This window comes from Panacibacter ginsenosidivorans, from assembly GCF_007971225.1.
In the GTDB taxonomy this organism is placed as follows: domain Bacteria; phylum Bacteroidota; class Bacteroidia; order Chitinophagales; family Chitinophagaceae; genus Panacibacter; species Panacibacter ginsenosidivorans.
On sequence record NZ_CP042435.1, the window covers coordinates 3,972,919 to 3,991,920 of the forward strand.

A 19,002-nucleotide genomic window follows, 5' to 3' on the forward strand; every position below is an offset into this window, starting at 1 on the left:
TTTGAACCAAATTACATTACTACTATGATGCTTTGCTTGCGTCGCACCCTTGTACATTCTAATCAATATTCAGCTAATTACAGTTTGGTTGTTTGCTTATTACTATGCAGTATAATGTGCACTGCACAAAATAATAATGCTACTTCATCAGATACAGCATCCTTAAATGCAGTAACCGTTACCGCATTTGCATCAGGTTTAAAATGGAAAGATGTACCAGCTTCTGTTGCTCTGTTAAACAAACAACAGTTGATGCGTTATGATGGAACTTCGATGGTTCCTTTATTAAATACAATTGCAGGTGTAAGAATGGAAGAACGTTCTCCCGGTAGTTACCGTCTTTCCATGCGGGGTAGCTTATTACGTTCTCCGTTTGGTGTACGGAATGTGAAAATATATATGGATGATGTGCCATTAACAGATGCAACGGGCAACACTTATTTAAATCTTATTGATCTTAATGAACTCTCCTCAATCGAAATTATAAAAGGACCATCTTCCAGTTTTTATGGAGCCAATACCGGAGGCGCAGTTATTTTAAATACAGATGATAAACGCGGTATAGATGCAGGTCTTAGTGGTGGATCGTATGGATTATTTAAAGAGTATGTAAGTATAAAAGAACATACCGATAAATTGTTCTTTGGCCTTCAGCAATCACATACTCAAAGCGATGGTTATCGTCAGCAAAGCGCATTGAGAAAAGATATTGTTCAGGGTAAATTCAACTGGAAGTTAAATAAAACATCTTCTCTTTTATTCCTTGGCTTTTATGCCAACCTGCATTACGAAACCCCCGGCGGTATTACACAAAAACAAATGGATTCTTTACCAACACTGGCAAGGCAGCCATCAGGTTCAACTCCCGGAGCAGTAGAACAAAATGCAGGCGTGTATAACAAAACTTATTTTGGTGCCGTTACGTTTCGGTCAGCATTTGCAAAACATTTTAATAATACAACGTCGTTTGTTTTTAATCATACTGATTTTAAAAATCCTTTTATCACCAACTATGAAAAACGAAAGGAGTTCAACTATAGCGGCAGAACAGATTTCCAATACACAATTAACAAAGGGAATAGCTTTACGCTAAAAACGAATGCCGGTGGAGAGTTGCAATACAATAACTCTTATATAAGAGTGTATGACAACAATGGTGGAACTCTGGGAGATAATCAATATAAAGACCGCGTATATACAACGCAATATTTTTTATTTGCCCAGGTAAACATAACAACCGGCAAATGGTTATTCCAGGCAGGTTTAAGTAATAATAATTTGCAATATAAATATAGCCGCCTGACAGACAGTTCAGGTGTGTATCCCATAACCAAAAAAACAGGGAATACGGTAAGTCCAAGAGTTGGCATAACTTATAGCATTATAAAAAATGTTTCATTGTATGCTGTTGCTGCAAAAGGGTTTTCGCCACCAACACTTGCAGAAGTGCTGCCTTCGAGTGGTTTATTTACAAATACTTTGCAGGCTGAATATGGATGGAATTACGAAGCAGGAATAAAAGGATCTGTTGTTAATAATAAACTTCAATACAATGCATCCTTCTATTATTTTGCTTTGAAAGACGCTATTGTGCGAAGAGTAGATGATAATGGTAATGAGTATTTTGTAAATGCAGGAGGAACGATACAAAAAGGTGCAGAGCTTTGGATGAATGCAAATATTATTAATGCTCATCAGGGATTTGTACAATCATTAAATATATGGAACAGCTTTAGCTACCAGCCTTACAAATTTGATTCATACAAATCAGGCAGTAATGATTATTCAGGTAATAAATTAACAGGTGTACCGCGTGCTATTGATGTAAGTGGTGTTGATGTAAAATTTATGCATGATTATTATACTAACATAACTTTCAATTATACATCATCTATATCATTGGATGATGCAAGCACTGTATCAGCTAAGCCTTATCATTTGCTGCAGTTGAAAATGGGAAAAGATTTTCTTTTACATAAAATGAAACTGAAAATTTTTGCCGGTGCAGATAATTTACTGAATGAAGGGTATAGTTTGGGAAATGATATCAACGCATTTGGTGGTAGGTATTTTAACCCGGCACCTGTAAGAAATTATTACGTAGGAATAGCAATTAACCTGTAATAATAATTTAAAGCAACGCTTAAATAAAAGTTGTTTGCCAATGCTGCATAGTGAACGATAGTACAGGAGTGCGACGCAAGTAAAGCATCATAGCAGTAATGCAGTCCGGTTCAAAAACAAAAAGAATGCAGCTTATGCTGCATTCTTTTTTATAAAGAGTCTCTTCTATTATTGTTTAATAAATTTTAGAGAAACATTTCCATCTGGTGTTTGTACCTGTGCAAAATAAATTCCACGGCTTAATTGTGCCGCATTGATCTCTATTCTGTTCTTACCTGATGCCTCATAAGAAGTTGTACTGATGATTTTACCATTAATATCAATAATGCGAATGGTAACTTCTTCGGCAGGCGTATTGAGTGTTACATAACATTTATCATGAACGGGATTGGGATAAATAGATGCCTGAACGTTTATAATAGCCTGCCCCTGATCTGCTGACGTTAATGCAGTGAGTGTATTCGTTACCGTAACAGTTATTGTTTCATCATCATATAAAGCAAGTGTGCTGTTATCTGTAACGCGTACTTTAAAGCTATAAGAGCCTGCTGTTGCGGGTGTCCAGGTAAATACACCGCTTGTTGCATTGATGCTTGCGCCGGCTGGTGCACCTATTAAAGAATAGGTGAATTTAGTTTTTGCATCTCCGTCAGTTGCAGTTGCTGTGAAAGTTAGTGTTGTATTTTTTACTACAGATTTATTACCGATAGGTGCCAATACAGGCGTATCAGCAATTGGTTTTACTGTTATTCTTACAATTGCAGGTGCAGAAGAAATACAGCCAACTTTTACACTGAAATAGAAGGAATCTTTACCGGAAACATTGGCATTAGGTGTGTAAGTTTTGTCGGCTCCTGTGCCTGCGAGTTTGCCTCTTCTTGGTGAAGTAGTAATAGCATAAGAGAGTGGGGAACCACCACTGCCGGATAATGTTATTATTTTCTTTGTATCCTCATCAGTTGTAACGCTCTGTGTGTTTGCAATAAGATTATTTACCGGTGCGATAATTAAACTTCCGAAAGCGCTTCCTCCATCTGTGCTCATAGTGAAATGACGCAGCACTGTGTAAGCACCGGCCGGAGTAATCTTGAAAATTGTTCCTACATTATTAGTGCCACCTGCACTTGTGAGCCCATAGAAGTTGTTGTCGTTGGCCTGCAACAATTTCCCTTTTGGCATTTTACCATCAGTTGCCGGGTTAAAATGCTTCATGGTTTTAAAAGTACCGGCTGTTGTAATGTTGAAAATAGTGCCATAACCGTAGGTGCCACCACTTGTTGTCATTCCATATAGTTTTCCATCTTTGGCTTGTATAAGACTGCCAAATGGAGAATAACCATCAGTACCGGTTACGAAAGTGTGTAGTATCGTTACCACACCGGCAGCAGTCATTTTGAACAACTTTCCATTTGATACAGTCATACCATAAAAGTTGCCATCAGTTGCCTGCACAAGATCTCCCTCGGGGCTGCTACCCTCTGTTGTATAACTAAAACTGTGAAGTAATGTAAATGCGCCTGCTGTGGAAATTTTAAATATAGTACCACCAGCACTTGCACCGCCGCCTTTTGCCATACCGTATAAAAAGCCATCTGTTGCTTGTACCAGGCTGCCGTTAGGATTACCACCATCCGCTGTGCCGCTAAAATGTTTTAAAACCGTGTATACACCACCTGGTGTTATTTTAAAGATGGTTCCATAACCGTAAGTACCACCGTCTGATGTCATACCGTAAAAATTACCATCTGTTGCCTGAATAAGGCTGCCCATAGGATAACCGCCATCCGCAGATCTATTGAATGAGCGTAAAATGCTTGTTGTGCCTCCACATATTTTAAAAATTGTTCCATAACCATATGCTCCACCTTCACTGTTAAGTCCATAGAAAGCACTGTCTTTACCTTTAATAAGAGATTCCATGGGTGCGTTTCCCTTTGTGGCAGCGTTGAAGTGAACCAGCGTAGTTACCGCTCCTGTAGTAGTCATTTTTATAGCCGTACCAAAATTGTATGTACCACCTGTACTTGTGAGCGCATAGAGATTACCATCATTTCCTTTGGCGAAACTTCCATCAGGTGTGTTGCCTTCTGTTTCTGTAACAAATGAATGCAACACTGTATAAACACCCGTAGTGGTTATTTTGTAAGCCGTACCGGCACCACCGGTACCACCAGTTCTGTTTAAGCCATATAATGCGCCGTCAGTGTTCTGATAAAGGCCACCATAGGGATAACCACCGTCCTTACCTGAGGAAAGATGACGTAATACAGTATAGACTCCAGCAGTAGAAACTTTAAAAATTGTTCCATTACCGTACGTGCCATACATGCTGGTTGTGCCATACAAATAACCATCAGTTCCCTGTATAAGATCGCTTTGAACAGAGCCGCCATCCGTTGGGCCGTTCAGGTTTTTGATAACTGTATAAACACCGGCTGTTGTTATTTTAAAAATAGTTCCATAACCGAAAGTGCCGCCGTAATAAGTAGCACCATAAAGATTACCATCTTTACCCAATGTAAGGCTGTTATAACTTTTATTTCCGTCTGTCGTGGTATTAAAATGACGTAATACAGAGAATGTACCTGTTGATGTTATTTTAAAAATAGTGCCGCCGCCATTTGCACCACCACCGTAGGTAATGCCGTAAAAATTTCCATCTGCTGCCTGTACAAGATGGCCACGTGGATTTGTACCATCTGTTGCATAAGCAAGGTTTCTTAATACCTGGAATGAAGTACCATCAGGCAACATTTTAAAGATCGTTCCATAAGTATTGGTACCACCTGCACTTGTCATACCGTACAGATAGCCATCTGTTCCTTTGATCAGTTCGCCATAAGGGTTACTCCCATCAGTTAAGCTGTTAAGATGTCTTATAATGGTAACCGCTCCTCCGGGAGTCATTTTGAATATAGTACCCTGATTGTAGGTGCCGCCAAGGTTGGTCATGCCATAAAAATTTCCATCTGTATCCTTATAAAGATCGCCATGTGGTATTTTACCCCAATCTGCAAAGCCCTGTATAACAGAGAAGCCGCTACCGTTTGTTTTAATAGAGAATACGGTGCCATGTCCTTCAACACCACCGTTTGATGTAATGCCGGCAAGTACATCCTGCGCATTTGTTTTTGTAAATAATACCGAAAATAAAATGATGAATGATAAGCTAATTGTAAACATACTTTTTGTGTTACAGTTTTGCTTTGGTGTTTTAGTAAATAAGGTAGCCATAAAATAGTTTTATAAACAGTTTTGAATAAGATTTATGCGTGCAAATGTTAACTGTTTATAATGCTGCGCATAGTAACGGATGTATGAACTGTTTAAAAAGTAAAATGAAGTGTGAGAGATAAATGGGACAGGCTGAGGTAATGCTATGATGCTTTCGTTGTGTCACTCACTTGTACGTTCGGAACTAAATTCATCAGGTGAGAAGTGGAAAGGTGAAAGGTCAAAACATAATATTCGCTTTCCACTTTTGCCTTCTCATTTGTTGCTAAATACAATGCAGTACAAGAGTGCGACGCAAGAAAAGTTCAATAGCAGTAATGGTGCCGGGTACAATAAAATAAATTAACAGCTATAAAAACATAAAGCACGTAACAGAAAGGGGGCTTACTGTTGACGTGCTTTTTTGTTGGTTGTTTTGGGGGGGTAAAACAGGTATAAATACTGTAAGATCAGTTTACATGATTTACAAGAAAAAGATCGTTTGAAAATTCTGTCATACAGGTGATGCCTCTCTTAAAATCGTTAAGTGTTGTTATGTCGCCATTATATTTTTTGGTTTCATACACAAGCAGGCTTGATTGTGGTTCTGCATCTATCTTGGAAATATAAATAAGGTTTGCATGCTCAATGTTGAATGTTGGATGCAGGTTAATGAGCAGGATGATCTTTTCATAATAATCATTGTGATAAGCCAGCCTGTAACGCTGTGGGAACCGGGCTACCATAGTGTTCACCATGTCCCTGATGTCGTTCCATGAATAATCGTAGTACTGAATGCGGAAAGGGTTCGTTATAACTTCTTTTTGCATAACACACAGATTTTTGATAGATGATTGGATTCGGTTTCTTGGATAACGATAAAGTTAGAAAAGCATACATGGGGAACATGCTTAAAAAGAGACTAAGCCAACTAAGAATCAATTAAAGTTTATAATGGCAACTGTGCTAACAGTAATTTGTAATAAAGCGTACTACAACATTTTTTATGACTTACTACATATATTCATTTTATGTTGCAAAAGCTAAATAGTTTTTACTTGTATGTTATTTTTTTTTAGTTGTTCAGCAATTAGTTTTACAAAACTCACCGTATGTGTACCATCTCCATGAATACAGATCGTTTCTGCTTTTACAGGAATTATTTTACCATCAATAGTAGTAACTGTTTGCTGCTGTATCATCTGTAATACCTGTTTTACTGATTGTGCTTTATGTGTAATAAGCGCATTTGTGTTTGTTCTTGGTGTTAGATTACCTTCATGTGTATAGGTGCGGTCGGCAAAAACTTCTGATGCGGTTTGTAAACCGATTGTTGCGGCTGCGGTAACAGAATAGCTATTACTTAATCCATATAAAATAAGTGAAGGATCATGATCTTTAACGGCTTTCGCAACTATAGTAGCCAGCGTATTGTTCATTGCACTCATGTTATACAAGGCGCCATGTGGTTTTACATGATGCATAGAAGCTCCTGCCGCTTTAATATGTTGCTGTATTATTAATAATTGTTGTTTTACCAGTTCATAATAATCTTCTTGAGAAAGTTTTTGCTCTGTTCTGCCAAAATTTATTTTATCTGCAAAGCCCGGATGTGCACCAATAGCCACATTATGTCGCAGAGCAAGATCAATGGTTCTTTGCATGATTGATGAATCACCTGCATGATAGCCGCAAGCAATGTTCACAGAACTTATGTAAGGCATAATAGCTGCGTCATTTGGCATGCCTTCGCCCATATCACAATTGAGATCTATTGATAACATATCATGAAAAAAATTGCTTTAACTGTAAGTTACAGGCATCCTGTAATTGCTGCAAATATTGTTGTTGTGTTATATAGAGTTGTTCTGCTTCTTCCAGAGAAATAATACTAAACATTAATGAAGTGCCTGGCTGCTTTTGTGCAAGCGGGTTAATATCCGCACTGATAACATGTGCTATTACGGGATAGCCACCGGTGGTTTGATGATCTGCCATAAGTATGATCAATTGTCCATCTGGTAATAATTGAATACTGCCTTTTATAACAGCAGCAGAAATGCGTTCAGTTGATTCTGTTGATGTAATAGCATCTCCTGATAAGCGGTAACCCATCCTGTCGCTTTGCATGCTGATGGAAAAAGATGTATTGAGAAAACTTTGTTGACTTGTTGCCTGCAGGTTTTGAAAATCTGTCCCTTCAATGCAACGAACCCTGTTTGTAGTATTATATAACTGTTCTGTGTTTGCAGTAACAGGTGTTACGACAAAAGATGAAGCAGGCAATGCTTCAAAGGCAAATTGTTCTGCACGGCAATGAATGAGATCGTCTTTCTTTAAAGCTCTTCCATGATAACCACCGGCATTTGCTTTGTTATTCGTGCTATAACTGTTAAGCCATGGTGTTATTGATAAACCACCTTGTATGGCAAGGTAGGCTCTTGCGCCGTTGAGGTATTTGGTGAAGGATAGTGTTGAGTTTTGAGCAATGACTAAACCAGTATTTAATGGAACAGGTTCATTATTTATTGCAGCAGAAAAATCTGCGCCACTGATTGCAATTACTGCAGCTTTTTCAAAATGAATAGTAGCTGCCGGGAAATGCATTTCTATTACGGCTTCAGTCATTTCATTGCCGACAAGTATATTGGCTGTAACAGCCGCAACAGTATCCATAACACCGCCGGGATTGATACCCTGGTGTTGATAGCCATACCTGCCCATATCCTGTATGCTATCAAGCAAACCTTGTTTAATGATGCGGATGCTCATGCTGTTGTTTTATAAAGTCAAATTCGTCTTTTGTAATGGAAATAAATTGTACAGTGTTGCCGGTTTGCAGTAAACATGGTTCTTCTTTGTTTACATCAAACAATAGTCGCGGTGTTCTGCCGATAATATTCCAGCCACCGGGAGAATCAAATGGATATATGCCTGTTTGATTGCCTGCTATTCCTACACTACCCGCTGCTACCTGCGTACGTGGTGATGTCAATCTTGCTTTGGCAATACGGTCATCTACGAAACCCATATAAGCAAAGCCCGGCAGAAAGCCCAGCATGTATACATGGTATTTTGTTGATGTATGTATTGTTACGATATCTTCTACGCTTACCTTTTTTTGCTCTGCTATTGCAGGAAGATCAATGCCAAAAGAAAGATCATAGCAAACAGGTATTTCAATGCATTGTTGCTCTGTGGTTTTTACAGTCAAATCTTTTAGTGTTGCTTCTACAATTAGGTATATAAACTCATAAGCATTAAGATCAGTTTGTTGTCTTATTTTTTGAATATCATATACAACAGTTACGGTTGTGTATGCAGGAATAACATCTTTTACACCATGCAGTTCCATTGCTGTAAGCTGATGAAATAATGCCATTACTTTTTCATGGGTTTCAATATTAATTGCATTGCCGAATGAAATAGTCATTGCATGATCCCCGGTGGAATATATATTGTATTGATGTATCAATGATGACGTTTATTATGCAAAGCAAAAGTAGTTATTGGCAATGTGTTTATAGCTTTGCGAACCTGGTAAATGAAAACAAGATTGAAGTAATGCCCCATAAAGTTCGGGACGTAAAAGTGAGTGACACAACAACAGCTTAATAGTAGCAGTGCAGTTGACCAACAAATTTTATACTTCTACAAAATTCAGGTCCTTACCAAATGTTTCTTCGGTATAGTAAGCTGCAATAAGCGCAATGATCATAAGAATAAGACCCGTAACCCAGCCACCTGTAATGTAACTAGCAAAGAGTGAGCGCATAAATTTGAACAAGAGTAAAATCAATGGCAATGTGCCTCGCACCATGTTAGGAATAGTAATAGCCGCAGTTGCACGAAGGTTTGTACCAAACTGTTCGGCGCTCATGGTTATATACACTACGGTAAAGCCAGTACCATAACCCAGTCCGGCACAAATGAGATAAAATGTATTCGTGCTACCACCACTTTGTATAAAATATAAAATGCAAAAGAAAATAGTAACACCATAAAAAATGAAGAGCGCTTTTTTGCGGCTCTTCAAGCGTTGACTTAATAAGCCTACAGTGAGATCACCAAATGCTATGGCCATATATTGAAACATGATGGCTTTACCAGGATCGATATTTGCAATACCAAATTCTTTTCCAAACTCATCGCTGAATGTTACGAGTACGCCAATGATATACCACGCAGGCAAACCAATAAGTATGCAACGCATGTAACGAAAGAACCGTTCTTTGTTGTTGAAGAACATTAGAAAATTACCACGTTGCACTTCTGTTGTTTTAAGTTGTTTGTATAGACCGCTTTCATGCACAGATACGCGGAGCAATAGCAACAATATTCCTAAGCCACCCCCTATATAATAGCACATGCGCCAGTCAAAAAATTCTTTCATAAAAAATGCAGTGACTGCACCGAGGATACCGAATGATGCGATCATGGCAGACGCGATACCGCGTTTTTCTTTTGGCAACAATTCACTCACCAATGTAATGCCAGCGCCAAGTTCACCTGCAAGACCAACGCCTGCAATAAAACGCAGCACTGCATATTGTGTAATATTATATACCATGCCATTGAGTATGTTGGCAATTGAATATAAAAGGATCGAACCAAAAAGTACACTCAGCCTGCCTTTCTTATCACCAAGAATACCCCAGAGAATGCCACCTGCAACGAGGCCAGTCATTTGTATGCTGATGAGAAATTCACCCTGCGTAAGTATTTCACCGGGTGAAAAGCCAAGATCAGTAAGACTTGGTTTACGTATAATGCCAAAGAGTAAGAGATCATAAACATCTACAAAGAAACCTAATGCACTAACTATAACTGCAAGCTGAAATAAGCTGTTAGATTTTGGCTGCATGGCAGCAAATATAAACTGCTTTTAGAGGTAAAGAGTTGGAGAATAGAAGAAGATTTTGATACCGGCAATAGTTCTCATTGCATCGGCTGTTGCGTCGCACACTTGAACGCTTTGTTGTTATTTGGGCTTTGTTTTTCCAATGCCGGCTGCATTACAAAGATTCAAAGACTGCGGGGTGAGAATTGTTTTTTAATATACTAGCATCATATCTTCCGTTAAAGCATCAATAAAATATTGACCGCGGTCAAAATCTTCTTTGCTTGTTATATCGCCTGTATAATTTTTTGCTTCGTAAGCAAGTATGCAGTTGTCATTGGCATCATCAATTTTTGAAATATATACAACAGTCATTCTTTGCTTACCAAAAACACTAAAATCGAGACTTGTAAAAAGAATGATCTTTTGTTCGTCTTCTTCATGATAGGCCATCTTATACCTGTTTGGGAAACGATTGAGGAGTTCATAAACCTGTTCTTTGACTGCAGACCAGGAATAATTATAATGTATTACTGAGAATGGATTGCTGATAGATTCTGCCTGCATGAAATATTGGTTTTGAATATTGGATAAAACAGCTCTTGCAGTAAATAACGAAAAGCAAGCTTATTTTATTGGTTGAAGATTCAATTGTCTTATCATAAAGAAAACTTATATAAATGCGTGGAATATTTTAGTAGTGTTGGTTAGCTAAAAGTCTATGTAAAAAACAAGCCCGGCATAACCGGGCTTGATAAACATTGTGTGAACATTTTTAATTACAGTGTACATTTCATTTCATTAGCTACAATTTTTTGATAAAAACGGGTTTAAAACTTACCGAAAATTGCAAAAAGAATTAGTGCAATAAATCCGGTAGTAAGTACCACCGCACTTAAAATGTTTCCAATGTCCCGGCCTTCAGAGCGCTGCACGTCAGCAGCTTCATTTTTCGTTTTCATGCTAAAAGGTTTTTTGATGGATTATGATAACATAAATGTAGTGAAAAATACACAATGGCTAAAAAAATGGCCTTTTTTTAAGTTTTTCTTTATCAGAAAAGGCAATATGCAGTATTGGTTTTCGTTTCCCGGGGCCAAAATAGAACTTAAGATTAAGTAACCGGTTTTAAAAAATTAAAAAAAGCGATGCCAGTGGTTCCGCCAATAATTTCCTAACCAGTAAGCAGGCTATTGTAAAAACTGAGGCTGTATAAAAATTTTTATTCTATTATCCGCTCTACAATCTTTCCGGTTTGTTTATGTTTTATTACCACTTTTTTAGCGCCGTAATGCGTTACTTCTTCCTTGATGAGGTAGTGATCAACATCATAATCCACAAGAGTACTTTGTTTAGTTACACCTTCTTTGCCACGCCATACTTCAAGTTGTACAGGCTCCCATAATTTTGTTTTGGCACTTTTATAAGCTGCATCAATAATAGCATTTACTACATAACCATCATAAAATGTTTCTCTTGGGTCGGTCCCGTTTTCAATACAGTTAAACATCTCTGTAAACATATGATTGTACCCAAGATCATTTACTTCATCGCCAACGGGAAATAACCAGCCTGTATTACTCTCGGCTTTCTCCGCAACATAATCTGCACCTTTGCCCGTAGTGAACATATCCATACCTGTGCGTAAAAAATTATTGATCCAGATAGTGCCTTCTGTTCCCATTACTTCGTCCCTAAGATCCATACCACCACGAAATGCCCAGCTTACTTCAAACTGGCCAATGGCACCGTTCTCATATTTGATAAGACCAATAGCATGGTCTTCCGCATCAATTGGTTTTACCTGTGTATCGGCCCAGCACATCACTTCAACCGGTCTAATATCTTTGCCAATAAATGTTCTGGTAATTTCTATACAATGACAACCCAGGTCAAGTATACAACCACCACCTGCAAGTTCAATATTCCAGAACCAATCGCTATGCGGGCCGGGATGTGTTTCTCTGGATTTGGCCCAGAGTATCCTGCCTAGTGCACCATTCTTTACACTTTCATATGCTTTCAAAAATTTTGGTGCATATACAAGATCTTCAAGATAGCCATTGAATATTCCTGCCTCTTCAACTGCTTTCATCATTTGCAAAGCCTCTGCGCCATTACGGCCTAAAGGCTTTGTTGTTACAACTGCCTTCTTATGTTTGCAGCAAAGCATTACGGCATCTGCATGCACGTAGTTTGGCAATGCGATACATACCACATCCACATCTGGATGCGCAATAGCTTCTTCCATATTGGTTGTCCAGTGATCGCATTTATAATCTGCCGCAAACTTCTTCGCATTCTCTTCTTTCCGTGCATAAATGCTGATGATCTTGTCTTTACTTCTTTGTCCTTCGATGGAGTCTGCATAAAAACGTCCGATAAAACCGGAGCCAAGCATAGCAATTCGTCTCATATAATTTAATTGTAGTTTTTTATTAAGATCATGTTTGTTACCGGCAGTATATCTTTTGGCATTGCCGGTTGTGTCACTCACTGCATCGTTCAGCTCATTATTGAACAAGGCGTACAAGAGTGCGACGCAACAGGAGCTAAATTGCTATTCTGCAGCCCGGCTCAAAAACTATACTATACCATTTCCACCGGCTCCGCATGTAAATGTGCCGCTGTTCTTTGATTGTCTTTAAAAAATATAATGAAAAAGACAAGCACGGCAGCAGCAATACCTGCAGGCACCATCCATACACTTTTCCATTGTACAATATCGTTTGCGGTATAATTATCTTTTACATAACCGGATAGGAGCGTACCCATCCACATGCCAATGCCGTAAGTTGCCATCGTGATCATGCCTTGCGCCTGGCTTTGTATTTTTAAACCAGCCTTACTGTCTGTATAGATTTGCCCGGTAACAAAGAAGAAATCAAAACATACACCGTGTAAAATTATGCCCGCAAAAAGCATCCATAAATTGGCCTGTGCATCTCCATATCCAAAAAATAAAAAGCGAACGCCCCATGCTATCATGCCCAGCGCAATCATCCATTTTACGCCAAGCCTTCTAAAGAAAAAAGGTATCAATAAAATAAAAAATGCTTCAGAGAATTGGCCAAAGGTCATGTTGCTGGTTACATTCTGCATGCCAGTTTCTGTGAGATAAAGATTGGTAAGGCTATAATAAAATGACAACGGGATACAAATAAGCACAGATGCTATAAAAAACACCACGAAAGATTTGTCTTTAAACAATACAAATGCATCGCTGCCTAGTATCTGACCAAAAGTTGCCGTTGTGCCTTTTGCTTTGGGTGGGGTTTTGGGCAAGGCAAAACTTAATAACCCCAAGACTGCAGAAGCAATGCCCGCAATTTTAAAAGTAAGTACCAGGTTTTCTGTTTCTATATGAAATACTTTATCTATCATCCAGCCGGTAGCAATCCACCCAATGGTGCCAAGCACACGAATAGATGGAAACTCTTTACTGGGGTCCTGCATTTGCCTGAATGCAACTGAATTAGCCAGCGCAAGTGTTGGTGCATACATCAATGAATATAATAAGAGCACCCAATAAAATGTACTGGCATTATCAATAGTAGTTAAGTAATATAACAATACAGCACCTGCAAGGTGCAATACACCTAATACTTTTTCGGCATTAAAAAACCTGTCTGCGATCATACCTACAAAAAAAGGGGAAATGATTGTAGCAATAGCCATGGCACTATACGCAGCACCAACCTGCACTCCATCCGCATGTAAAACTTTATCGAGATAGGTTCCCATTGTTACATACCATGCTCCCCATATAAAAAACTCCAGGAACATCATTGCAGATAACTGAATACGTGTTGTTGATTTCATTAAGTTGAATGTTGGTTTATCGAAATTACGGGTAGCTAACTTAGAATTTTTTATTCAAAGTTTTGGAAATGATTGATCAAACATAGCGTATAAAAAAATCCCATCACTTTCGCGACAGGATTCTTTTTGTCAAGGTCGGGAACTTCAAAAAATTATGCAGCAGCAAAATTCTTACGGATAATGTTCAATGCACCACCTGCTTTGAACCATTCAATCTGCTGCTCGTTATAAGTATGATTAACACTGATGATATCAGAAGTTCCATCTGTATGGTGTAATACAACTGCCAATGGTTTACCTGGTGCAAAATCTGTTAAGCCGAGTATATCAATGGTATCATCTTCCTGTATTTTATCATAGTCTTCTTTGTTGGCAAAGGTCAATCCAAGCATTCCCTGCTTTTTAAGATTGGTTTCGTGTATACGTGCAAATGATTTTACCAAAATGGCTCGAACACCCAGGTGACGTGGTTCCATAGCTGCATGTTCTCTTGAAGAACCTTCCCCATAGTTCTCATCACCTACAACTATTGAACCTATGCCGTGAGCTTTGTAATCCCGTTGAGTTGCAGGTACAGGGCCATATTCTCCAGTCAACTGGTTTTTAATATTATCTGTTTTTTCATTAAAAAAGTTAACTGCACCAATCAGCATATTGTTGGATATATTATCTAAATGGCCACGGAATTTTAACCATGGGCCAGCCATAGAAATATGATCTGTAGTACATTTTCCTTTTGCTTTGATTAGAAGCTTCAACCCCTTTAGATCAGTGCCTTCCCATGCGGCAAATGGATCAAGTAATTGTAAACGTTTTGATGTGGGTGAAACATTTACCACAACACCGCTACCATCGGCAGCAGGTGCCTGGAAACCGGGATCATCAACTGCAAAACCTCTTAATGGTAACTCATCACCAGTTGGCTCATCCAGTTTTACAGTTTCGCCTTTTTCATTGATCAGAGTATCAGTAATGGGGTTAAATGTAAGATCACCTGCAATAGCAATAGCTGTAACCAGTTCAGGAGATCCAACAAATGCATACGTGTTAGGGTTGCCATCTGCACGTTTTGCAAAGTTGCGGTTGAAAGAATGCACAATAGTATTCTTCTCTGCTTTTTCTGCGCCCACCCTGTCCCACATGCCTATACATGGTCCACAAGCATTGGCAAATACTTTGGCGCCAATCTTATTAAATGTATCTAAGAAGCCATCTCTTTCAATGGTAAAACGTACTTGTTCAGAACCAGGTGTAATAGTAAACTCCGCTTTTGTTTTCAGGCCTTTTGCCACCACCTGTTTGGCAAGGCTTACCGATCTTGAAATGTCTTCATAAGAAGAGTTGGTACAGCTACCGATCAAACCTACTTCTACTTTTGTTGGCCAACCATTAGCAGCTGCCACTTCTTTCATTTTAGAGATAGGTGTTGCAAGGTCTGGTGTGAATGGTCCATTCAAATGTGGCTCCAGCTCATCAAGATTTATTTCAATGAGTTGATCGAAATATTTTTCAGGATATGCATACACTTCTGCATCTGCTGTCAAATGTTCTTTTACTGCATCTGCTGCTGATGCAATTTCTTCTCTGCCTGTAGATTTAAGATAACGGCTCATGCTATCATCATAACCAAAAGTCGAAGTGGTTGCACCAATTTCTGCACCCATATTACAAATGGTTCCTTTACCGGTACAACTCATGCTGGTTGCACCTTCACCAAAATATTCAACTATAGCGCCGGTTCCACCTTTTACGGTAAGTATGCCGGCTACTTTTAAGATCACATCTTTTGGAGCTGTCCATCCACTTAGCTTACCGGTTAATTTTATACCGATCAATTTTGGCCATTTCAATTCCCATGGTAAACCTGCCATTACATCGCAGGCATCTGCACCACCAACACCAATGGCTATCATGCCAAGTCCGCCCGCATTTACCGTGTGTGAATCTGTGCCGATCATCATACCACCGGGGAAAGCATAGTTTTCCAGTACAACCTGGTGAATAATACCAGCACCTGGTTTCCAGAAACCAATTCCATATTTATTGGAAACGGAAGCAAGAAAATCATACACTTCTTTGCTTTCATTAACTGCTTTTTCAAGATCCTGTTTTGCTTCTGTTTTGGCAACGATGAGGTGATCGCAATGTACAGTAGAAGGTACCGCTACTTTTGGCCGGCCTGCCTGCATAAACTGCAGCAGTGCCATCTGTGCTGTTGCATCCTGCATGGCCACACGGTCTGGTGCAAAGTTTACATAGGTTTTTGCACGCTCAAAATTCTCCAGTGGCTGATCATCGTGGAGATGCGAAAAGAGAATTTTTTCTGAAAGTGTAAGTGGTCTTCCTAATTTTTTACGGGCTGCCTCAATCCTGGCGGGCATTGCGGCGTACACCTTTTTGATCATGTCAACATCAAATGCCATAGTGAAGTTTTTAAATTGTTGTTGCTAATTTATGTAATGAGTTTTTGTACCCGGCATTTAATTTACTATTTTGCTGCTCTTGCGTCGCACACTTGTGCGTTCGGAAAAGTCGTCGACAGTTGACAGCGGACTGTCGACCGAAGAACAAAAAGTACAAGAGTGCGACGCAACAGAGGCATCATTTTTGCATTGCTGCCGGGTACACAAAAATGCTTTGTTTTGAATTGCCGCGAATTTACAACAAAACAAAGGTTAATAAAAGTGTTTGTGTAGTAAGACAACTATTTTATAAATTGCAGATATGTACAGGTTAAAGCATTTCATAGAATGGCAGGCATTCGGCGTATGCTCAGCAGTCGGCGACAAGCTTGGGATCGCTACTTCCCGTATCCGTCTGTGGTTTATTTACATTTCCTTTTTAACCATGGGCTCTCCAGTGATTATATATATGGTGATGGCTTTCTGGCTGAATATAAAAAAATATATTCTGTCTGCAAGACGTAACCCACTGAAGTACCTGTAAAAACAAGGCAGGCACAGTGATAAAATTCGAGTATAATCTTACCAGCTATGAAGACTTGCTGAGGTATTTTGCAAAATGTCTAAAGCTGAAGGTTACAGATAATTTTGTTCAATTCACACCTGATAAGGGCAACGGTGCTATAAAACTTTTTAACCTGCCAAACGGGCCGCAGGTTATGTTGCTGGATTTTATTTCTTACGAGGGTATAGACTTTATACGTAAAAAGTCTGCCAAAGAATTCTTTGTTATAAGAATTGATGAAGCTAAAGAAATAAATGGCACTACCAAATCTTCCCTCTTCTTTGCGAAGACAAGCCAGGAGTGGACATATACACTTTCTGCCAATACGCATCTCCGGCAGATAAAAATAATCATGAGTAAAAAATGGCTTGATGAATACTTTGAACAGGAAGATGCAGGCCAGATACTTAATAATTACATTACACTGAAATCTCCCCTTGTTGTTTATGAAATTCTTGACGCCGAATATAAACGGCTAATGAGTGAAATGATGAGTTTACCAGCTGGCAAGAATTTTGAACAGGTTATTTTACAAAACCGTGTATCTTTTATAATAGAACGTTTTTTTACCAAGCTTTTTAAAAGTATTGAAAACGAGAATTCAAACCTGCGCATATCATCAATTGAATTAAAAAGAGTTAAGGAAGTGGAAAGTGAATTGCTAAAAGATTTTTCACAACCGCCCCCTGCAATTGCACAGCTTGCAAGGGTTGCAGCGATGAGCCCTTCCAAGCTAAAAGTTTTATTTAAAGAAGTATTTGGTTATCCTGTAAACCAGTATTACCAGCGCCACCGGATGAATAAAGCAAAAGCTATGCTTTTATCGAGGAAGTATTCTATCAGAGATACAGCAGGTACTTTGGGTTTTTCCAGCGTAAGCAGTTTTAATAAAGCTTTTTATAAAACATTTGAACAGTTCCCATCAGATATTGCAGGGGCCATACATAAATAAATTGTAGCGTGATTGAAGTAAACTATAATAATAATGATTACAAGAGCCTGGCACAAATGCTGGTGCGTTCCTTTGGCCTTCAGGTTGAGGGTGATGTTATAAGATTGCCCAAAAATATCGGTGAAGGGTTTGTTATTCCTTACAATCTTCCGGAAGGCGTTTCAATAATTGTAAGCGACACTATTTTATACGACAATCTTTTTTTTCATCGCCAGGCTACTGCAAGCCAGCATTATTTTATACTGCAGTTCAACGAATCTTTTACCAAAGGAGAGGAGAGCAATACACCTCCTGAAGCAAATGAGCAACATGTTTACAACATTCGCAAACATGCAGTTTTACTTACCAGCTCATTGATGGATGCAAAGTTTTTTATACCAAAGGGTATCAGAATACGCTCTGTACGCATCATTCTGGGCAGCGACCTGCTGAACAATTTTATAGGCAGGGAGATGGCAGATAAATTCTTAAGCAATTATTTCTCCATGCTCCTCAAGAACAGAAATCCTGAATTAATAGGTACAGATTATCGTGTATTAATGGATGAATTAATCAGGGAAAAAATTGATCACCCTTTGCGTATAAAATATATCAGTAACCGGGTAATGCTGATGATCGAAAAACTGGTTACCGGTTTTATGGGTAAGCTGGAAAACAATAACAAGTTCATCAAGCTAAAAGACGATGAAATAAACAGGCTTATTAAAGTAGAATCTTTATTGGTTAAAGATTATTCAGGTGCGCCTCCCACCATTTCAGCGCTTTCAAAAATAGCAGCTATGAGCCCTACTAAATTAAAGCGCGACTTTAAATCTATGTATGGATTACCGATATACGAATATTATCAAAAGAATCGCATGATTCGTGCACGTTCTCTTCTGCTGGAAGGGAAGTATGCTGTCAAAGAAGTGGGCATTATGGTAGGCTATTCCAACCTGGGGCATTTCGCCGGCAGTTTCAGAAAAGAATTTGGTTTACTGCCCAGTGAGATTGTAAACGAAGAAACTTCTGCAGGATATGCCAATACCGAAGCAGAGCCTCATGTATGGAGCAATAATTAAATTATTAAACATAGGAGGCTTCA

15 protein-coding genes are annotated in these 19,002 nt (G+C 38.8%); 4 read left to right on the forward strand and 11 right to left on the reverse strand.

Annotation, left to right across the window (positions count from 1 at the left end; genetic code table 11):
* Positions 1-114: 114 nt before the first annotated feature.
* Positions 115-2,124, forward strand: coding sequence for a TonB-dependent receptor (locus tag FRZ67_RS16680; protein WP_158638389.1), 2,010 nt, complete (start codon positions 115-117; stop codon positions 2,122-2,124).
* A 168-nt stretch (positions 2,125-2,292) separates the two neighbouring features.
* Here the strand turns inward: FRZ67_RS16680 and FRZ67_RS16685 are convergent, their stop codons facing one another.
* The 11 genes from FRZ67_RS16685 to FRZ67_RS16730 form a co-directional block, all read right to left on the reverse strand.
* A complete protein-coding gene (locus FRZ67_RS16685; protein ID WP_147191317.1) occupies positions 2,293-5,358 on the reverse strand; it encodes a choice-of-anchor tandem repeat GloVer-containing protein in 3,066 nt (1,021 codons plus the stop codon).
* 449 nt (positions 5,359-5,807) lie between these two features.
* Positions 5,808-6,167 carry a hypothetical protein gene (locus FRZ67_RS16690; RefSeq protein ID WP_147191319.1) on the reverse strand — a complete coding sequence of 120 codons (360 nt, stop codon included), beginning with the start codon at positions 6,165-6,167 and terminating at the stop codon, positions 5,808-5,810.
* 213 nt (positions 6,168-6,380) lie between these two features.
* Positions 6,381-7,121 carry a 5-oxoprolinase subunit PxpA gene (locus tag FRZ67_RS16695; RefSeq protein ID WP_147191321.1) on the reverse strand — a complete coding sequence of 247 codons (741 nt, stop codon included), beginning with the start codon at positions 7,119-7,121 and terminating at the stop codon, positions 6,381-6,383.
* 1 nt (position 7,122) lies between these two features.
* Complete coding sequence (locus FRZ67_RS16700; protein WP_147191323.1) at positions 7,123-8,109, reverse strand: 5-oxoprolinase subunit C family protein; 987 nt, start codon at positions 8,107-8,109, stop codon at positions 7,123-7,125.
* Entirely contained in the window at positions 8,090-8,812 is a 723-nt protein-coding gene (gene pxpB, locus FRZ67_RS16705; protein WP_147191325.1) for a 5-oxoprolinase subunit PxpB, read from the reverse strand. The genes FRZ67_RS16700 and pxpB overlap by 20 nt, the downstream gene beginning before the upstream one ends.
* A gap of 168 nt (positions 8,813-8,980) precedes the next feature.
* Complete coding sequence (locus FRZ67_RS16710) at positions 8,981-10,201, reverse strand: MFS transporter (RefSeq protein ID WP_147191327.1); 1,221 nt, start codon at positions 10,199-10,201, stop codon at positions 8,981-8,983.
* Positions 10,202-10,390: 189 nt separating this feature from the next.
* Complete coding sequence (locus tag FRZ67_RS16715) at positions 10,391-10,744, reverse strand: hypothetical protein (protein ID WP_147191329.1); 354 nt, start codon at positions 10,742-10,744, stop codon at positions 10,391-10,393.
* A 263-nt stretch (positions 10,745-11,007) separates the two neighbouring features.
* Complete coding sequence (locus tag FRZ67_RS23785; RefSeq protein WP_262713644.1) at positions 11,008-11,139, reverse strand: hypothetical protein; 132 nt, start codon at positions 11,137-11,139, stop codon at positions 11,008-11,010.
* Positions 11,140-11,399: 260 nt separating this feature from the next.
* On the reverse strand, positions 11,400-12,593 hold the full coding sequence (locus FRZ67_RS16720; protein WP_147191331.1) for a Gfo/Idh/MocA family protein: 1,194 nt from the start codon (positions 12,591-12,593) through the stop codon (positions 11,400-11,402).
* Positions 12,594-12,766: 173 nt separating this feature from the next.
* Positions 12,767-13,999 carry a nucleoside permease gene (locus FRZ67_RS16725; RefSeq protein WP_147191333.1) on the reverse strand — a complete coding sequence of 411 codons (1,233 nt, stop codon included), beginning with the start codon at positions 13,997-13,999 and terminating at the stop codon, positions 12,767-12,769.
* A 152-nt stretch (positions 14,000-14,151) separates the two neighbouring features.
* On the reverse strand, positions 14,152-16,422 hold the full coding sequence (locus tag FRZ67_RS16730; protein ID WP_147191335.1) for an aconitate hydratase: 2,271 nt from the start codon (positions 16,420-16,422) through the stop codon (positions 14,152-14,154).
* A gap of 301 nt (positions 16,423-16,723) precedes the next feature.
* Here FRZ67_RS16730 and FRZ67_RS23940 point away from each other — a divergent pair, with 301 nt between their 5' ends.
* The 3 genes from FRZ67_RS23940 to FRZ67_RS16745 are packed head-to-tail and all read left to right on the forward strand — an operon-like array spanning position 16,724 to position 18,979.
* A complete protein-coding gene (locus FRZ67_RS23940) occupies positions 16,724-16,945 on the forward strand; it encodes a PspC domain-containing protein (protein ID WP_147191337.1) in 222 nt (73 codons plus the stop codon).
* Between the two features lie 16 nt (positions 16,946-16,961).
* The gene (locus FRZ67_RS16740; RefSeq protein ID WP_147191339.1) at positions 16,962-17,918 is read left to right on the forward strand and encodes a helix-turn-helix transcriptional regulator; all 957 of its coding nucleotides are present in this window, start codon (positions 16,962-16,964) and stop codon (positions 17,916-17,918) included.
* 8 nt (positions 17,919-17,926) lie between these two features.
* Positions 17,927-18,979 carry a helix-turn-helix transcriptional regulator gene (locus tag FRZ67_RS16745; RefSeq protein ID WP_147191342.1) on the forward strand — a complete coding sequence of 351 codons (1,053 nt, stop codon included), beginning with the start codon at positions 17,927-17,929 and terminating at the stop codon, positions 18,977-18,979.
* The last annotated feature ends 23 nt before the right edge of the window (positions 18,980-19,002 follow it).